The organism is Aquipseudomonas alcaligenes, from assembly GCF_003205495.1.
Taxonomy (GTDB): domain Bacteria; phylum Pseudomonadota; class Gammaproteobacteria; order Pseudomonadales; family Pseudomonadaceae; genus Aquipseudomonas; species Aquipseudomonas alcaligenes_B.
The window spans coordinates 133,355-150,664 of record NZ_QJRX01000009.1; the positions used below are offsets into that span (position 1 = coordinate 133,355).

The following is a 17,310-nucleotide window of genomic DNA, read 5'->3' on the forward strand; positions in this document are numbered from 1 at the left end:
GAATGAGGAGCGAGACAATGAGTGTCAGTGGCGTCGGTTCCGTACTGGACCAGTACCAGATCAAGCAGGACAGCACCCAGAAAAAGGAGCTTGGCAAGAACGAGTTCCTCGAGCTGCTGGTGGCCCAGCTGAACAACCAGAACCCGCTGGAGCCCCAGGAGAACGGCGAGTTCATCGCCCAGCTGGCGCAGTTCAGCCAGGTCGAGGGCATCGAACAGCTCAACACCCGCATGGAGTCGCTGCTGTCCGGCTACCAGTCCTCGCAGGCCCTACAGGCATCCTCCCTGGTCGGCCGCAAGGTGATAGTGCCGAGCGAGAAGGCGGTGGTGGATACCAGCGAGACCTTCAAGGGCAGCCTGGTCCTGCCGGTCACCAGCAGCAACGTCTACGTCAACGTCTACGACAGCGCCGGCAAGGTGGTGAACCGCGTCAACCTCGGCCAGCAGGCCGCCGGCAACGTCAGCTTCATGTGGGACGGCAAGGACTCCAGCGGCAATCTCATGCCGCCCGGCACCTACAAGTTCGAGGCGCAGGCTACCTATGCCGACGGTACCAAGGGTCTCTACACCCTGCTGCCGGCCAACGTCGACAGCGTCGTGCTGGGGCAGAACGGCGGCGAAATGAAACTCAACCTGGCGGGTGTCGGCATCGTGCCGCTGTCCCAGGTCCAGGTCATCGGTCAATAACCCCAGGCTGTAAGCGCCGGCAGTAACGGCAAAGGAGCACTTCCATGGCTTTCAACATCGGTCTCAGCGGTCTGCGGGCAGCCACCAACGACCTCAACGTCACCGGCAACAACATCGCCAACGCCGGCACCGCGGGCTTCAAGCAGTCGCGCGCGGAGTTCGCCGACGTCTATGCCGCCTCGGTCCTCGGCACCGGGGCCAACCCGCAGGGCAGCGGCGTACTGCTGGGCGACGTGTCGCAGCTGTTCAACCAGGGCAACATCAACTACACCCAGAACGCCCTGGACCTGGCCATCAACGGCAACGGCTTCTTCGTCACCAGCAACAACGGCGAGATCAGCTATACCCGCGCCGGCTACTTCGGTACCGACCGCGATGGCTATGTGGTCAACAACTTCGGCTATCGCCTGCAGGGCTACGCGGTGGATGCCGCCGGCAACCTGCAGAACGGCATCGTCGATGACATCCAGATCCGCACTGCCGCCCAGTCGCCGCGTGCCACCGAGAACATGGTGCAGACCTTCAACCTCAACTCGAACAACACGGTGCCGACCACTGTGCCCTTCGACCCGGCCGACCCGACCACCTACAACTCGTCGACCTCGACCAACATCTACGACACTCAGGGCAATGCCCACGTGCTGACCCAGTACTTCGTCAAGACCGCGGCCAATACCTGGACCATGAACGTCCTGATCGACGGGCGCAACCCCAACGATCCGACCCTGACCACGCCCTACACCGTCGACCTGAGCTTTACGGCGGCAGGCCAGCTGGATACTGCGGCGCTGGCCTCCACTGATTTCACGGTGAACGCCGATGGCACCCTGAGCCTGACCAACTGGGTGCCGGCCGCGCCGGACAATTCGGTGCCGCCGGTATGGAGTGCCAACGGCGCGAACGCGGCGGCGGCGGGCATCACCGTTGATATCCGCAATGCAACCCAGTTCGCCAGCGCCTTCGCGGTCACTGCGGTGAGCCAGGACGGCTATACCACCGGCGAACTGGCCGGCCTGGAGATCGACGATACCGGGGTGATCTTCGCCCGCTACACCAATGGCCAGTCGCTGGTCCAGGGCCAGGTGGTGCTGGCCAACTTCGCCAACGTGCAAGGCCTTACCCCGGTCGGCAAGACTGCCTGGGTGCAGTCCTTCCAGTCCGGCGAGCCAGTGGTCGGTACGCCGCGCTCCGGCACCCTGGGCGCCCTGCAGGCCGGCGCGCTTGAGGATTCCAACGTCGAGTTGTCGGACCAGCTGGTCAACCTGATCGTCGCCCAGCGCAACTACCAGGCCAACGCCAAGACCATCGAGACCGAAAGCGCCATCACCCAGACCATCATCAACCTGCGTTGATGAGTGGAGGAGGGGGCTTGCCGCTAGCGGCAAGCCCTCGCCGTAATCCCTTCTGGAAAGACTCCGTACGGGGTCTTTTCTTTATAAAAATCTATAAAAATCAAATAGATGTAATTCTATTTTTGTCCTGGCACGCGGTTTGCTGAAGAGCTTGTAACTGAGTTACGAGCGGCAATCGGCCGAACTGCGGAGCAACCCATGGACAAGATGCTGTACATCTCCATGACCGGCGCCAGCCAGAACACCCTGGCCCAGCGTGCCCACGCCAACAACCTGGCGAACATCTCGACCACCGGCTTTCGCCGCGACTACGAGCAGGCGCGTTCCATGCCGGTGTTCGGCGACAGCTACCCGGCGCGGGTCTACGCCATGACCGAGCGTCCCGCCACCGACTTCACCCCCGGCTCCCTGCAGGAGACGGGGCGCGACCTGGACGTGGCCATCGAGGGCCAGGGCTGGATCGCCGTGCAGGCGGCCGACGGTAGCGAGGCCTACGTACGCACCGCCAGCCTGCAGATTGACGCCCTCGGCCAGCTGCGCACCGGCAACGGTTTGCCGGTGCTCGGCAATGGCGGGCCGATCGCCGTGCCGCCGGAGCAGAAGGTCGAGATCGGTCAGGACGGCACCATCAGCATTCGCGCCCTCGGCGAGGCCCCCAACGTGATGGCCGAGGTGGACCGCATCAAGCTGGTCAACCCCGACCCCAGAAACATGGAGAAGGGCAGCGATGGCCTGATCCGCGTCAAGGATGCGACCGGCCCGCAGGAGCCCGATGCCACCGTACGCCTGACTTCCGGCTTCCTCGAGTCGAGCAACGTCAACGCCGTCGAGGAGATGACTGCGATCCTCTCGCTGTCCCGCCAGTTCGAGCTGCACGTAAAGATGATGCGTACCGCCGAAGAAGGCGCCTCCGCCATGGCACGGGTCATGCAAATCAGCTAATCACCAACGCGAAGCGCCATGAAACCGGCGCTCGAGGAGAAAGAACATGCTTCCGGCTCTGTGGGTCGCCAAGACCGGCCTGTCCGCCCAGGACATGAACCTGACCACCATTTCCAACAACCTGGCCAACGTCTCGACCACCGGCTTCAAGCGCGATCGCGCCGAGTTCGAGGATCTGCTGTACCAGATCCGTCGCCAGCCCGGCGGTCAGTCCAGCCAGGACAGCGAGCTGCCCACCGGCCTGCAGCTGGGCACCGGCGTGCGCATCGCCGGCACCCAGAAGATCTTCACCGCCGGCAGCCTGCAGACCACCGAGCAGCCGCTGGACATGGCGGTCAACGGCCGCGGCTTCTTCCAGGTCCTGATGCCGGACGGCACCGTCGGCTACACCCGCGACGGCAGCTTCCACCTGGACTCCGATGGCCAGATCGTCACCTCCAGCGGCTTCCCCCTGGAGCCGGCCATCGTCCTGCCGGCCGAGGTGCAGACCTTCACCGTCGGCGAGGACGGTACCGTCTCGGTGACCACCTTCGGCAACCCCGCCGCCCAGGTGATCGGTAACATCCAGACCGCCGACTTCGTCAACCCGGCCGGCCTGCAGGCGATCGGCAACAACCTGTTCCTCGAGACCGCCGCCAGCGGCGCGCCGCAGGTCGGCACCCCGGGCCTCACCGGCCTCGGCACCGTGCTGCAGAACACCCTGGAGAACTCCAACGTCAGCGTGGTGGAGGAGCTGGTCAACATGATCACCACCCAGCGCGCTTACGAGATGAACTCCAAGGTGATCTCCACCTCGGACCAGATGCTCTCCTTCATCACGCAGAACCTTTGATAGCGCAGGCGCCTCTGGCGCCGGCCAATGAATAGCAACAAGAACGCCGTGAGGTAGTGGTTATGAACCGGCCGATGATTCTTCTCTCCCTGCTGGGCTGCGTGCTCCTGAGTGGCTGCGTTACGCCCCCGCCGAAGCCGGACGATCCCTACTACGCCCCGGTGCTGCCGCGCACCCCGCTGCCGGCGGCGCAGACCAACGGCGCCATCTACCAGGCCGGTTTCGAGACCAACCTGTACGACGACCGCAAGGCCTATCGGGTCGGCGACATCATCACCATCACCCTCAGCGAGCGTACCCAAGCCAGCAAGGCGGCCGGTTCGGACATGTCCAAGGACAGCAGCGCCAACCTCGGCCTGACCTCGCTGTTCGGTGGCGCCGTTTCGCTGGACAACCCCAGTACCAGCCTCAACCCGCTCAAGGCCGAGGATCTCAGCCTGGATGTGGGTTACAGCGGTACCCGCTCGACAGAGGGAGAGAGCGCAGCGAATCAGAGCAACAGCCTGTCCGGCTCGATCACCGTGACAGTCGCCGAAGTGCTGCCCAACGGCATCCTCGCCGTGCGCGGCGAGAAGTGGCTGACGCTGAACACCGGCGATGAGCTGGTGCGCATCGCCGGGCTGATCCGCGCCGACGACATCGCCACCGACAACACCGTGTCCTCGACCCGCGTGGCCAATGCCCGGATCACCTACTCGGGCACTGGTACCTTCGCCGATGCCAGCCAGCCGGGGTGGTTCGACCGTTTCTTCATGAGCCCGTTGTTCCCGTTCTGAGCAGGTAGCCGACCATGAAGCAACTGATTTCCGCCCTCTGCCTGCTGCTCGCCGCGAGCACCGTGCAGGCCGAACGCCTGAAAGACCTGGCCAGCATCCAGGGCGTGCGAACCAACCAGCTGATCGGCTATGGCCTGGTGGTCGGCCTCAACGGCACCGGCGACCAGACCACGCAGACGCCCTTCACCCTGCAGACCTTCAACAACATGCTGGCGCAGTTCGGCATCAAGGTGCCGGCCGGCAGCGGCAATGTGCAGCTGAAGAACGTCGCCGCGGTGTCCGTGCATGCCGAGCTGCCGCCGTTCGCCAAGCCGGGGCAGACCCTGGACGTGACCATCTCCTCGATCGGCAACTCCAAGAGCCTGCGCGGCGGCAGCCTGCTGATGACCCCGCTCAAGGGCATCGACGGCAACGTCTACGCCATCGCCCAGGGCAACCTGGTGGTCGGTGGCTTCGACGCCGGCGGTGCCGACGGCTCGCGCATCACCGTCAACGTGCCGTCGGCTGGCCGCATCCCCGCCGGTGCTACCGTCGAACGCCCGGTGCCGAGCGGCTTCGACCAGGGCAATAGCCTGACGCTGAACCTCAACCGTCCGGACTTCACCACGGCGAAGAACATCGTCGACCAGATCAACGGCCTGCTCGGCCCGGGCGTGGCTCAGGCCATCGACGGCGGCTCGATCCGCGTCAGCGCGCCGCTGGATCCGAACCAGCGCGTCGACTATCTGGCGGTGCTGGAGAACATCGAGATCGAGGCTGGCCAGGCGGCGGCCAAGGTCATCATCAACTCGCGCACCGGCACCATCGTCATCGGCCAGAACGTCAAGGTGCAGCCGGCTGCGGTGACCCACGGCAGCCTCACCGTGACCATCACCGAAGACCCCATCGTCAGCCAGCCCGAGGCGCTCTCCGGCGGGCAGACCGCAGTAGTGCCGAATTCCCGGGTGGATGCCGAGCAGGAGGCCAAGCCGATGTTCAAGTTCGGCCCCGGCACCACGCTCGACGAGATCGTCCGTGCGGTCAACCAGGTGGGCGCCGCGCCTTCCGACCTGATGGCCATCCTCGAGGCGCTCAAGCAAGCCGGCGCCTTGCAGGCCGACCTGATCGTGATCTGACGGAGGCGACCATGGACTCCAGACTCGCAGCCGGCCTCGACAGCGGCGCCTACACCGACCTGAACCGGCTCAACCAGTTCAAGGTCGGCGGCGACAGCGAAGGCAACATCAAGAAGGTCGCCCGGGAATTCGAATCGCTGTTCCTCAATGAAATGATGAAGGCCATGCGCAAGGCGAACGAAGTGTTCGCCGAAGGCAACTTCATGAACAGCAACGAGAGCAAGACCTACCAGGACATGCACGACCAGCAGCTGGCCGTGACCCTGTCGAAGAACAATGGTGGCATCGGCCTGGCTTCGGTGCTGGAACGCCAGCTCAGCCAGATGAAGAGCGGGCCGAAGCGGGTCAACCCCTTCGCCCAGGTCGAGGCGCCGAGCGCCAGCGCGCGCGCCGGTGCCTTGGGCCAAGCTGGCGCGTTCAAACCGGCAGGCGAGGGCGGTGTCGCCGCCCGCGACGATTCGCAGCAGCTCAACCAGCGGCGTCTGAGCCTGCCGAGCAAGCTCACCGACCGCCTGCTGGCCGGCATAGTCCCGGCTAGCGGCGAAGGCCAGCCACTGGCCGGCAGCGACTGGGTGCCGGCGCAGGCCAGCGCGGTGGCCGACGGCAAGCCGCTGAGCCTGGGCGACAGCGACGCCATCAGTGGTCGCCGGGTGGCCCAGCCGCCGCTGGCCAAGGGCAAGTCGGCCTTCGCCTCGGCTGCCGACTTCGTCGCCACCATGCTGCCGCTGGCCGAGGAGGCCGCGCAGAAGATCGGCGTCGACGCCCGTTACCTGGTGGCCCAGGCCGCCCTGGAAACCGGCTGGGGCAAGTCGATCATCCGCCAGGCCGACGGCTCCAGCAGCCACAACCTGTTCGGCATCAAGGCCCACGGCGGCTGGCAGGGTGAGTCGGCACGGGTACTGACTACCGAATACAAGGGCGGTGAGGCGGTCAAGGAGGCGGCTTCCTTCCGCGCCTATGACTCCTACCGGCAGAGTTTCAACGACTACGTGAGCTTCCTGCAGGGCAACGGCCGCTATCAAGAAGCGCTGGCCGCGACCGATAACCCGGAGAGCTTCGTGCGCGAGCTACAGGAGGCCGGTTACGCCACCGACCCCCAGTACGCCCGCAAGATCGCGCAGATCGCCCGGCAGATGCAGACCTACCAGGCTGTGGCTGCCGCCGACAGTCCGACCACGAGGACCTGAGAGCTGAATCATGGCTGACCTACTGAGCATTGGCCTGTCGGGCCTCGCCGCGAACAAGACCTCGCTGGCGGTCACCGGCCACAACATCACCAACGTCAACACGCCGGGCTTTTCCCGGCAGGACACGGTGCAGGCCACGCGCATCCCGCAGTTCAGTGGTGCCGGCTACATCGGTTCGGGTACCACACTGGTCGACGTGCGGCGCATCTACAACGAGTTCCTCACCACCCAGGTACGCACCAGCACGGCACTGAACAGCGATGTGTCCGCCTACCTGGGGCAGATCAACCAGCTCGATTCGCTGCTGGCCGGCAGCACCACCGGCATCACCCCCGGCCTGCAGAAGCTGTTCGCCTCGCTGCAGACCGCTGCCGAGGACCCTGCCAATATTCCGGCGCGGCAGCTGGTACTGTCCGAGGCCGAGGGCCTGGCCAAGCGCTTCAACACCATCTACGACCGTCTCTACGAGCAGAATGCCTTCATCAACAAGCAGCTCGAGGCGGTGACCGACCAGGTCAACCAGCTGGCCACCTCGATCGCCGGCTACAACAACGCCATCGCCGTGGCCGCGGCCAATGGCAAGCAGCCCAACGATTTGCTCGATGCCCGCGAGGAGGCCGTGCGCAAGCTCTCCGAGTTCATCGGCGTGACCGTGGTTCCGCAGGACGACAGCAGCTACAACCTGTTCATCGGCTCCGGCCAGCCGCTGGTAGTGGGAGCCACCGCCTCGCGCCTGGAGGTGGTGCCCGGCACCGCCGACCCCCTGCGCGCCGAAGTACAGTTCATCAGCGGCAACTCGCGCCAGGGCATCACCTCGCTGATTACCGGTGGCGAGATGGGTGGTCTGATCCGCTATCGCGAGGACGTGCTGGACGAGTCGCTGAACGCCGTCGGGCGCCTGGCGCTGTCGGTCGCCGACCAGATCAACAGCCAGCTTGGGCAGGGGCTGGACCTCAAGGGCAACTTCGGCGAACCGCTGTTCCGCGCTATCAATGATCCGCTGCTGGTCGGCCAGCGCAGCCTGGCTCGGGTCGGCAACAGCGACCCCTCGGCCAATCTCAACGTACTGATCGAGAACACTACCGCGCTGACCACCAGCGACTACGAGATCGAGTTCACCAGCGCCACCGAATACACCGTAAGGCGGGTCTCCGACGGTCAAACGGTCTCCGCGCTCTATGACAACGATGGCGATCCCGACACCCCGCTGGTGCCTGCGCCGTCACCCTACGACATCACCAGTGCCACGCCGCTGGTCTTCGATGGGTTCTCGATGAACGTAGCCTCCGGCACCTTCGCCGCCGGCGATCGCTTCCGCGTCATGCCGACCCGTACCGCTGGCAGCGATATCCGCGCGGACCTGAAGAATGCTCAGGAGTTGGCGTTCGCCTCGCCACTGAAGGCCGAAACCAGTCCTGGCAACGTCGGTACCGGGGGGATCACCCAGCCGAGCCTGATCACCGAGATCGACATCTACGACCCGGTTGCCCAGGCTGCCCTGGAGAACAGCCTGCGCAGCGCACCGCCACTGCGTATCGTGTTCACCTCGGCCACCGGCTACGATGTGGTCGACACCACGGGTGCGGTGCTGAGCAGCAACGTCATTGTGCCGGGGCAGAACAACACCCAGCAGATCACCGCCGGCACGCCGCCCAATGACTTCACCTTCGAGTTCACCATCAGCGGCCGCCCGACCACTGGCGACAACTTCACCATCGCCTTCAACACCAATGGCGTATCGGACAACCGCAACGCCCTGAAGCTGGCCGATCTGCAGAACAAGGCGACGGTCGGTGTCGACCCCAACTTCCCGACTACCACCGGGGCGAGCTTTACTGACTCCTACGGTGATCTGGTGGAACGGGTCGGCACCCTGACCAGCCAGGCACGGGTGGATGGCGAGGCGACCGGGGCGATCCTCAAGCAGGCCACCGACAACCGCGACTCGGTGTCGGCAGTGAACCTCGACGAGGAGGCGGCCAAGCTGATCCAGTTCGAGCAGTATTACCAGGCCTCGGCGCAGATCATCCAGGTCGCACGTACCCTGTTCGATACCCTGATCAACACCTTCTAAGCCGGATAGCCACCATGGTCATGCGCATCTCCTCCATCCAGGCCTTCAACAACGGTGTGAACGGTATCGGGCGCAACTATTCCAACGTGATCCGCACCCAGGAGCAGATCAGCAGCGGCAATCGTATCCTCACTCCCGCCGACGACCCGGTGGCCTCGGTACGCCTGCTGCAGCTGGAGCAGCAGCAGGCGTTGCTGGGGCAGTACAAGGACAACCTGACAGCGGCGAAGAACAGCCTGACCCAAGAGGAGACCACCCTCAACTCGGTCAACACCGTGCTGCAGCGCATCCGCGAACTGGCGGTGCAGGCCGGTGGTGGCGCGTTGTCGGCCCAGGACCGCAAGTCCATCGCCAAGGAGCTGGGCGAGCGCGAGGCCGAACTGCTGAATTTGATGAACAGCCGCAACGCCCGGGGCGAGTACCTGTTCTCCGGCTTCCTGGGCAAGACCGAGCCATTCATTCGCAACCCCGATGGCACTTATTCCTATTTTGGTGACGAGGGCCAGCGCAGCCTGCAGGTGGCCGGATCGACCACAGTGGCGATCAACGACAACGGCAAGCGCCTGTTCGAGGATGTGACCAATGCCGACCGTGTTCTGGAGACCGGCGGCGTGAATAATGCCGCTCTGGCGGGGCAGGTACCGCCGCTGCCGGCTACCAACATTCCAGCAGTACCGGCGGCCGATCAGCGGGTGTTCATGTCTCAGGGGCTGGTCGAGAACCAGGATGCCTTCAACAGCAACTTCCGCGCAGGCGAGCCGTATTCGCTGGTGTTCGTCAGTGGTCGCGAGTTTCGCATCTACGACGGTACGGGTGCCGATGTGACATCGGAGATACCCGGTGGCGGGCAGATCGACCCTCTGGCCAATGGTGGTAACACCATCAACTTCCGTGGCATGCGTTTTCAGCTTGATGTGGTGCTGCAGGACGGTGACAACGAGCAGAATCTCGATCAGTTGCTCGCCGACACCGCAACACCGGGTACCCCGGGTATCGGGACTCACAGCTTCACTCTGCAGGCGGCACCCACCGAGTTCTCCGTTACCCGCTCTTCGACCAACGCGTCCACCGCCGTGATTGACGGCGGTACCATCAGCAATCAGGCCACTTTCAACTCGCAGTTCCCGACTTCCGGCGTGGTCTTGCGCTTCACCAACGCCACCAACTATGACGTCTATGCACAGCCGGTCGGTCCAAGCAGTACGCCTATCGCTACCGGCTCGGCCCCAGGCCCTTATCCATCGACCTTTACCGTGTTCGGTGTGGACTTCAACCTAAGTGGGGCAGCCGCGGCCGGCGACGAGTTCGGTATCAAACCGCAGTTCCAGGAGCAGCGCAGTATCCTCAATACCATTTCGCAGCTGCGCCAAGCGCTGGAGTCCTCTCCGACATCCCCCGTCGGAAATCTGGCGATTCGCGACGAAGTGGCTATTGCCCTGAAGAACCTGGACAACGGCATCGGCCAGGTTCTCGAGGTGCAGACCGAGATCGGCGCACGCCTTAACCTGGTCGATACCACCGAGATCGACAACGAGGACGTCACCCTGGTCAATAAGGCCGTGCAGGCCGACCTGCGTGAACTGGACTATGCGGAGGCGCTGTCGCGTCTGTCGTTCCAGACCATCGTTCTCGAAGCGGCGCAGCAGAGCTATGTAAAGATCGCTGGACTCAATCTGTTCAATCAGTTGCGCTGAACCGGACGCAACCTGACGTGTTGATGGCGCCTCAGCTCGCCGCATGATCTATGGGAAGAGCTCTCTGCATTAGGTCCGCAAAAAGTCACGCACTAGCTCTGCAATATGTTTTCTGGGTGTCCAATCAGTTGCGCCTTATGCCGGTGGCTCGCTAATTGCTAACCTTCTCGGCAGTACTGGTTTGATGCTGGATTGTTGGCGGAATAGAGCATGACGGAAAACAACGACTGGCTGATAGGCTTCTTCCGCGACCAGGCGCGTTTGGGGTTCGAGGAGGGGGACTACGGTCGTACGCGCAACAGCTGCGAGAAACTGATTTACCTGGATCCCTCGGATGTCGGGGCTTGGGGTTGGCTGGGCGAAGCCGCTTTAGCCAGTCAGGATACCGCCACTGCTGTGCGTTGCTTCGAGCAACTCCTCGAACTGCAACCATATCAAGCTGAACATGCGGTAAATCTAGGCAAGGCCTATCTGCAACTGAAGGCCTGGGATGCTGCAGCTGCCGCCTTCACTCAGGCCCTGAGTCTATCTCCCAACGATCCTAGTATTCTCCACTTGCTGTCTTTGGTGGATCGCATGCGGCAGGCCCTGGAAGCGCTTAATCAGTCGAGCGGGGAACAGCCGGGGCGGAATGAGCCTTGCCCATGCGGCAGTGGCTTGAAGTATAAGAAATGCTGTCTAGCCAAGACCACCCAGAATGCCTGGCAGCAGCAGCTGTTAGATGCAGAGACCTCTGAGGACTGGGCCCGTGTGTTGGCCGTTCTCGCCGAGTTGGGGCAGTCCACGCCCGAGACTCAACGCTCCGAGGCTTTGGCTCGTTATAAGTTAGGGCAACGCCACCAGTCGAAGCCGCTCTTGCTGGCGTGCTATCGCTATAAGGGTGAAGACGCTGAAGTCTTGGCGGCACTTGCCGATCTGAGCCTTGATGATCATGACCTGAAAACGTCCGAGAAGTTGGCGCTTCGCTCGCTAGCTTTGGACCCGAATGGCTGGCGGGCGCGTCTGGTGTTGGCTGTATGTCATATTCGCCATGGCCAAGTTGCCGCTGCAGAGAGCGAGTTGCGCGAGCTGGTGCGCCGCACCCCCTCATGCCGTATGGGCTGGGAGCGACTCAGCGAGCTGCTGCGTGAACAGGGGCGTGGCGGTGATGCTTTGGCCGCTCTGGAAGAGTGGGTGCAGCGAAACCCTGAGAATGCCGAGGCTTGGTTTCGGTTGGGTTATGCGATGGTGGCCATGGGGCTTCCGCCACTTCAGTCGCAGCCTTATTTTGAAGAGACCCTAGCGCGCAACCCCGAACATGCAGAAGCCCTCTGCTGGTTGGGCCATTGCCGCCAGCAGGCTGGGAATCTGGCTGAGGCTCAGCAGTTCATGTTGCGTGGCCTACAGCTCAAACCGAGCTTTGGTCAGGGGTGGAACCTGCTCGGTATGCTCTATCACAGTATCGGTCGCCAGCAGGAGTCCGAAGGCTGCTTTATGCGAGCAGTTGCCATCACCCCGGATATTCCGTTTCCATGGAACAATCTGGCTAATACTTACCTGGACGCTGGTGAGTTGAGCGAGGCGGAGCAGGTAATTCGCCAGGCTATCCGCCTCAATGGCGACATCGCATCACTATGGAACAACCTGGGGAACATCCTGGGGGCGGGACAGCGTATCAGCGAGAGCATTGCTTGTTACGAAAAGGCTCTGCAACTTGATCCACAAGCGCCGGATGCCCGCGCTAACTATGGCGTTGCCTTGGCCAATTTCGTGCGTTTGGACGAGTCAATCAACACTCTCTTACCGCTTAGCCAGACTATCGAGAAGGCGCGCTCGAACCTGCTGTTTGCAGCAAACTATCATCCAGACTGGCCAATCGAGCGTATCTTCCAGATATATCGTGATCAGGCGGAGCGTTTCTTCCCTGCTCGGCGCTACTTCAATTACGCCAACGACCGTACAGCTCAGCGGCGCCTGCGGGTGGGGTACGTGTCGCCGGACTTCCGCAAGCACTCGTGCGCCATTTTTATCCAGCCTTTGCTAGAGCATCACGACCACAACCGCTTCGAAGTGTTCGCATATTCAGAGGTCCGGTGCGAAGACGAGATCAGCGAGCGCATGAAAGGGTTCGTGGATCATTGGAGACGCACTGTGGGAATGGCTGATGAGGCTCTTGCGGAGCTGATCCGCACTGATGAGATAGACATCCTCGTGGATCTAGCTGGCCATACTGCCAATAACCGGTTAGCGGTATTTGCTCTAAAACCAGCGCCAGTTCAAGTCACTTGGCTGGGCTTCGGCTATACCACTGGCCTTACCAGCATGGACTACTACCTGACCGACGCTGAGACGATTCCTTATGGTCACGAGGTGGCCTTCACCGAAAAGCCCTGGAGGGTGCGCTCGCCGTCCTTTGCGTATACGCCGCCAAATGTCACAGCGGTCAGTCCTCTGCCAGCCAAGCGCAACGGATACATCACCTTCGGTACCCTGACTCGACCGATACGCCTCAACTACAAGGTTATCCGTGTGTGGGCGGAAATTCTCAATCGGGTACCGGGCTCCAAGCTGATAATCAACAGTGGACCATTTCTCGACAGTGGTCTGCGCGAGCACTTCGCTGCTGAGTTTGCCAAACATGGCGTGGAGAAAGAGCGTCTGGACATGGGCTGTACCTCGCCTCCCTGGCCAATACTGGACAGCATGGACATTGCACTCGACTGCTTTCCGCACAACTCCGGTACAACGTTGTTTGACAGCCTATGGATGGGATTACCCTTTATCACCCTGCGTGACCGTCCTTCCATGGGGCGACTCGGTGCAACCATATTGCGAGGTTTGGGGCGCGAGGAGTGGATTGCCAATTCGGAGGCGGAATACATCGACAAGGCCGTAATGCTTGCCAGCGACCTGGATGCCCTTGAAAAGATTCGCCTGGGCCTTCGCCAGGCCATGCAGGCGTCGCCTTTGTGCGATGGTGCTGACTTCGCTACCTGCGTTGAAGAAGCCTATCGCGGCATGTGGCAGCACTTCTGTGAGCAAGGAGAACCACAGTGAAAGCAGTGATTCTGGCCGGTGGTCTGGGTACCCGCATCAGTGAGGAGTCTCACCTCAAGCCCAAACCGATGATCGAGATTGGCGGCAAGCCGATTCTCTGGCACATCATGAAGCAGTATTCGGCCCATGGCATCCAGGACTTCGTCATCTGCCTGGGCTACAAGGGCTACGCGATCAAGGACTTTTTCGCCAACTATTTCCTGCACACCTCCGATGTCACCTTCGACATGCGCAACAACCAGATGGAGGTACACCAGAACTACAGCGAGCCCTGGCGCGTGACCCTGGTCGACACTGGCGAGGACACCATGACTGGCGGACGCCTGCGCCGGGTCGGGCGCTTTCTGGAGCAGGAGGAGGCTTTCTGTTTCACCTACGGCGACGGTGTATCCGACCTGGATATCAGCGCCCTGGTGGCCTTCCACAAGCGGCATGGCAAGCACGCCACCGTGACCGCCGTGCAGCCGCCGGGACGCTACGGTGCCCTGGCCCGTGAAGGTGACCAGGTGACCGGTTTCGTCGAGAAGCCACGTGGTGACGGCGGCTGGATCAACGGAGGCTTCTTCGTGCTGTCACCGAAGGTGCTGCTCTGTATCGCGGATGATTCCACTTCCTGGGAAGTAGAGCCTCTGGCCCAGCTGGCTGGCGAGGGTCAGTTGATGGCCTACCAGCATGAGGGCTTCTGGCACCCGATGGATACCCTGCGCGACAAGAACTACCTGGAGCAGTTGTGGCAGAGCGGGGAGGCGCCTTGGAAACAGTGGAGCTGAGCCACGAGTTCTGGCGCGGCAAGCGCGTCCTGCTGACCGGCCACACGGGCTTCAAGGGCGGTTGGCTGGCGCTCTGGCTGCAGAGTTGGGGAGCCCAAGTGACCGGCTTCGCCCTGGAGCCCTCGACCGATCCCAGCCTGTTCGAACTGGCACGGGTGGGCGAGGGCATCGACAGTCGCATCGGCGACCTGCGTGACTTGGCCGCCCTGCAGGCACTGGTGGCCGAGGTGAAGCCGGAGATCGTCCTGCACCTGGCGGCTCAGCCGCTGGTGCGCGAGGGCTACCGTGACCCCCTGGGTACCTACGCGAGCAACGTGATGGGTACGCTGCATCTGCTCGAGGCGGTGCGCCAGGTCGGTGGCGTGAAGGCCTGCGTGGTGGTGACCACCGACAAGGTCTACGCCAATAACGAATGGGCTTGGCCCTACCGGGAGAACGAGCCACTCGGCGGTCACGACCCCTACAGCAGTAGCAAGGCCTGCTGCGAGCTGCTGGCGCAGTCCTTCGCCGCCTCCTATTTCCCCGTTTCCCATCATGCCGAACACGGCCTGGCTCTGGCCACCGCACGGGCCGGCAATGTGCTGGGTGGTGGCGATTTCTCCGCCGACCGCCTGGTGCCGGACGTGTTGGCCGCCTGGGCGCGCGGCGAGCCGGTGACCCTGCGCTACCCGCAGGCGGTGCGCCCCTGGCAGCACGCCCTGGCGCCGCTGGCGGGCTACCTGCAGCTGGCCCAGGGCCTGTACGAGCAGGGGCCGGCTGTGGCCGGCGCCTGGAACTTCGGCCCGGCCGACAGCGATACCTGCAATGTCGGTGAGGTAGTGGCGCGCCTGGCCGCGCGCTGGCCGCAGGCGCCAGGGCTGAAGATCGAGCCCAGCGAGTTGCACGAGGCCGGCCTGCTGCGCCTGGACAGCAGTCGCGCGCGCCAGCTGCTCGGCTGGCAGCCGCGCTGGGCGCTGGACGAGTGCCTGGAGCGAACCCTCGATTGGCACCTGGCCTGGCAGCGCGGCGACGACATGCGTGCCGTGACCCTGGCCCAGCTGGCCGACTACTGGGGGCAGGCGTGAGCGAACTGCAGCTGGTCGAGCTGCCGCTGCCCGGCCTGTTCGCCCTGCAGCACCGCGTGCACCAGGACGAGCGTGGGCGTTTTGCCCGCCTGTATTGCGAGGGCAGCCTGCAGCTGTCCGGCCAGCCCTTCCATGTGCGCCAGATCAACCAGTCGCTGACCCGCGAGCGCGGCACCGTGCGCGGCCTGCACTTCCAGTACCCGCCGCATGCCGAGAGCAAGCTGATCAGCTGCCTGCGCGGTGTGGTCTGGGACGTGGCGGTGGACCTGCGGCAGGGCTCGCCGACCTTCCTGCGCTGGCACGCCGAACGCCTGGAAGAAGGCGACGGCCGCAGCCTGCTGCTGCCTCCAGGCTTCGCCCACGGCTTCCAGGCCCTCAGCGACGATGCCGAGCTGCTCTACCTGCACAGCGCCGACTACACCCCGGGCCACGAAGGCGGTCTGTCTGTCGGCGACCCGCTTCTCGCCATCGACTGGCCGCTGCCATTCAAGAACCTGTCGGCCCGCGATGCCGGCCATCCGTTGCTGGATGAGAGTTTTCAGGGAGTACGTCTATGAACTGCCGTGGCTGTGGTGCGCACCTGCACCTGCCGTTGATCGACCTGGGCACGGCGCCGCCGTCCAACGCCTACGTCAGCGCCGCGCAACTCGACCAGGCCGAGCAGTGGGTGCCGCTACGGGTGCAGGTATGCGACTCGTGCTGGCTGGTGCAGACTGAGGACTACCGTGCTGCCGACAGCCTGTTTGATGCCGACTACGCCTACTTCAGCTCTTTCTCCAGCAGCTGGCTGGCCCATGCCGAGCGCTACGTCGCCAGCATGACTGAGCGCTTCGGCCTGAACGCGCAGAGCCGGGTGGTGGAGATCGCCGCCAACGACGGCTACCTGCTGCAATATGTGGCCAAACGTGGGATTCCCTGCCTGGGCATCGAACCGACCGCCAGCACCGCGCGGGCGGCGCGCGACAAGGGACTGGAGATCCGCGAGCTGTTCTTCGGCGAGGCCGTTGGTCGTCAACTGGCGGAAGAGGGCTGGAGCGCCGACCTGATGGCGGCCAATAACGTGCTGGCCCATGTGCCGGACATCAACGACTTCCTCAGGGGCTTCGTCGCGCTGCTCAAGCCGACCGGCGTGGCCACCTTCGAGTTTCCCCATCTGCTGCGGCTGATGGCCGAGCACCAGTTCGACACCCTCTACCACGAACACTACTCCTACCTGTCGCTGACCGCAGTGCAGGCGCTCTGTGAGCGCAACGGCCTGGCCGTGTTCGATGTCGAGGAGTTGCCGACCCATGGCGGCTCGTTGCGGGTCTTCGTGCAGCGTGCCGAGGGGGGGCGCCAGATGGCCGCCGCCGTCGGCGAGCTGCTGGCACGGGAGGAGGCGAGCGGAGTGAGGACTGCCGCTTATTACTCGAGCCTGGCGCCCGCTGCCGAGCGCATCAAGCACGAGTTGCTGCGTTTCCTGCTCAAGGCCAAGGCCGAAGGCAAGAAGGTGGTGGGCTATGGCGCGGCGGCCAAGGGCAACACATTGCTCAACTACGCCGGGGTGCGTGGCGACCTGCTGGCCTGGGTGGCCGACGCCAACCCGCACAAGCAGGGCAAGTTCCTGCCGGGCAGCCGCATTCCCATAGTTTCGCCTGCGCGCATCGCTGCCGAGAGGCCAGATTACGTGCTAGTGCTGCCGTGGAACCTGCTGCCCGAGGTCACAGCGCAACAGGCGCAGATCAGTGAGTGGGGCGCGCGCTTCGTGGTGGCCGTACCGACGCTTCAGGTGCTCTGAGGAGG

Annotated in this window: 14 protein-coding genes; all 14 read left to right on the plus strand. The window is 63.5% G+C overall.

Annotated features, from left to right (window positions below):
• Positions 1-17: 17 nt before the first annotated feature.
• The 14 genes from flgD to DMO17_RS17175 all read left to right on the plus strand — a co-directional run bounded on the left by flgD (position 18) and on the right by DMO17_RS17175 (position 17,305).
• On the plus strand, positions 18-686 hold the full coding sequence (gene flgD, locus DMO17_RS17110; RefSeq protein WP_110683684.1) for a flagellar hook assembly protein FlgD: 669 nt from the start codon (positions 18-20) through the stop codon (positions 684-686).
• 44 nt (positions 687-730) lie between these two features.
• On the plus strand, positions 731-2,038 hold the full coding sequence (gene flgE / locus DMO17_RS17115; protein WP_110683685.1) for a flagellar hook protein FlgE: 1,308 nt from the start codon (positions 731-733) through the stop codon (positions 2,036-2,038).
• Between the two features lie 198 nt (positions 2,039-2,236).
• Entirely contained in the window at positions 2,237-2,980 is a 744-nt protein-coding gene (locus DMO17_RS17120) for a flagellar basal body rod protein FlgF (protein ID WP_110683686.1), read from the plus strand.
• 46 nt (positions 2,981-3,026) lie between these two features.
• Positions 3,027-3,812 (plus strand): flagellar basal-body rod protein FlgG, encoded by a 786-nt coding sequence (flgG, locus tag DMO17_RS17125; protein ID WP_110683687.1) that lies wholly within the window; start codon positions 3,027-3,029, stop codon positions 3,810-3,812.
• Positions 3,813-3,874: 62 nt separating this feature from the next.
• A complete protein-coding gene (flgH, locus tag DMO17_RS17130; RefSeq protein WP_110683688.1) occupies positions 3,875-4,588 on the plus strand; it encodes a flagellar basal body L-ring protein FlgH in 714 nt (237 codons plus the stop codon).
• A gap of 14 nt (positions 4,589-4,602) precedes the next feature.
• Positions 4,603-5,703: a flagellar basal body P-ring protein FlgI gene (locus DMO17_RS17135; protein ID WP_110683689.1), complete on the plus strand. Its 1,101-nt coding sequence runs from the start codon at positions 4,603-4,605 to the stop codon at positions 5,701-5,703.
• 11 nt (positions 5,704-5,714) lie between these two features.
• On the plus strand, positions 5,715-6,890 hold the full coding sequence (gene flgJ, locus DMO17_RS17140) for a flagellar assembly peptidoglycan hydrolase FlgJ (protein ID WP_110683690.1): 1,176 nt from the start codon (positions 5,715-5,717) through the stop codon (positions 6,888-6,890).
• 10 nt (positions 6,891-6,900) lie between these two features.
• Positions 6,901-8,964: a flagellar hook-associated protein FlgK gene (flgK, locus tag DMO17_RS17145; RefSeq protein ID WP_110683691.1), complete on the plus strand. Its 2,064-nt coding sequence runs from the start codon at positions 6,901-6,903 to the stop codon at positions 8,962-8,964.
• A 14-nt stretch (positions 8,965-8,978) separates the two neighbouring features.
• Complete coding sequence (locus tag DMO17_RS17150; protein ID WP_110683692.1) at positions 8,979-10,658, plus strand: flagellar hook-associated protein 3; 1,680 nt, start codon at positions 8,979-8,981, stop codon at positions 10,656-10,658.
• Positions 10,659-10,868: 210 nt separating this feature from the next.
• A complete protein-coding gene (locus DMO17_RS17155) occupies positions 10,869-13,694 on the plus strand; it encodes an O-linked N-acetylglucosamine transferase family protein (RefSeq protein ID WP_110683693.1) in 2,826 nt (941 codons plus the stop codon).
• Positions 13,691-14,464, plus strand: a complete 774-nt coding sequence (rfbF, locus tag DMO17_RS17160) for a glucose-1-phosphate cytidylyltransferase (protein WP_110683694.1) — start codon at positions 13,691-13,693, stop codon at positions 14,462-14,464. The genes DMO17_RS17155 and rfbF overlap by 4 nt, the downstream gene beginning before the upstream one ends.
• Entirely contained in the window at positions 14,455-15,528 is a 1,074-nt protein-coding gene (rfbG, locus tag DMO17_RS17165) for a CDP-glucose 4,6-dehydratase (RefSeq protein WP_375538028.1), read from the plus strand. The genes rfbF and rfbG overlap by 10 nt, the downstream gene beginning before the upstream one ends.
• Positions 15,525-16,085 carry a dTDP-4-dehydrorhamnose 3,5-epimerase family protein gene (locus DMO17_RS17170; protein ID WP_110683696.1) on the plus strand — a complete coding sequence of 187 codons (561 nt, stop codon included), beginning with the start codon at positions 15,525-15,527 and terminating at the stop codon, positions 16,083-16,085. Before rfbG ends, DMO17_RS17170 begins: the two co-directional genes overlap by 4 nt.
• Complete coding sequence (locus DMO17_RS17175; protein WP_110683697.1) at positions 16,082-17,305, plus strand: class I SAM-dependent methyltransferase; 1,224 nt, start codon at positions 16,082-16,084, stop codon at positions 17,303-17,305. The genes DMO17_RS17170 and DMO17_RS17175 overlap by 4 nt, the downstream gene beginning before the upstream one ends.
• Positions 17,306-17,310 lie beyond the last annotated feature (5 nt).

Coding starts and splice junctions, on each gene's coding strand:
- flgD (WP_110683684.1), top strand. CDS start 18: ATGAGTGTCAGTGGCGTCGGTTCCGTACTGGACCAGTACCAGATCAAG.
- flgE (WP_110683685.1), top strand. CDS start 731: ATGGCTTTCAACATCGGTCTCAGCGGTCTGCGGGCAGCCACCAACGAC.
- DMO17_RS17120 (WP_110683686.1), top strand. CDS start 2,237: ATGGACAAGATGCTGTACATCTCCATGACCGGCGCCAGCCAGAACACC.
- flgG (WP_110683687.1), top strand. CDS start 3,027: ATGCTTCCGGCTCTGTGGGTCGCCAAGACCGGCCTGTCCGCCCAGGAC.
- flgH (WP_110683688.1), top strand. CDS start 3,875: ATGAACCGGCCGATGATTCTTCTCTCCCTGCTGGGCTGCGTGCTCCTG.
- DMO17_RS17135 (WP_110683689.1), top strand. CDS start 4,603: ATGAAGCAACTGATTTCCGCCCTCTGCCTGCTGCTCGCCGCGAGCACC.
- flgJ (WP_110683690.1), top strand. CDS start 5,715: ATGGACTCCAGACTCGCAGCCGGCCTCGACAGCGGCGCCTACACCGAC.
- flgK (WP_110683691.1), top strand. CDS start 6,901: ATGGCTGACCTACTGAGCATTGGCCTGTCGGGCCTCGCCGCGAACAAG.
- DMO17_RS17150 (WP_110683692.1), top strand. CDS start 8,979: ATGGTCATGCGCATCTCCTCCATCCAGGCCTTCAACAACGGTGTGAAC.
- DMO17_RS17155 (WP_110683693.1), top strand. CDS start 10,869: ATGACGGAAAACAACGACTGGCTGATAGGCTTCTTCCGCGACCAGGCG.
- DMO17_RS17175 (WP_110683697.1), top strand. CDS start 16,082: ATGAACTGCCGTGGCTGTGGTGCGCACCTGCACCTGCCGTTGATCGAC.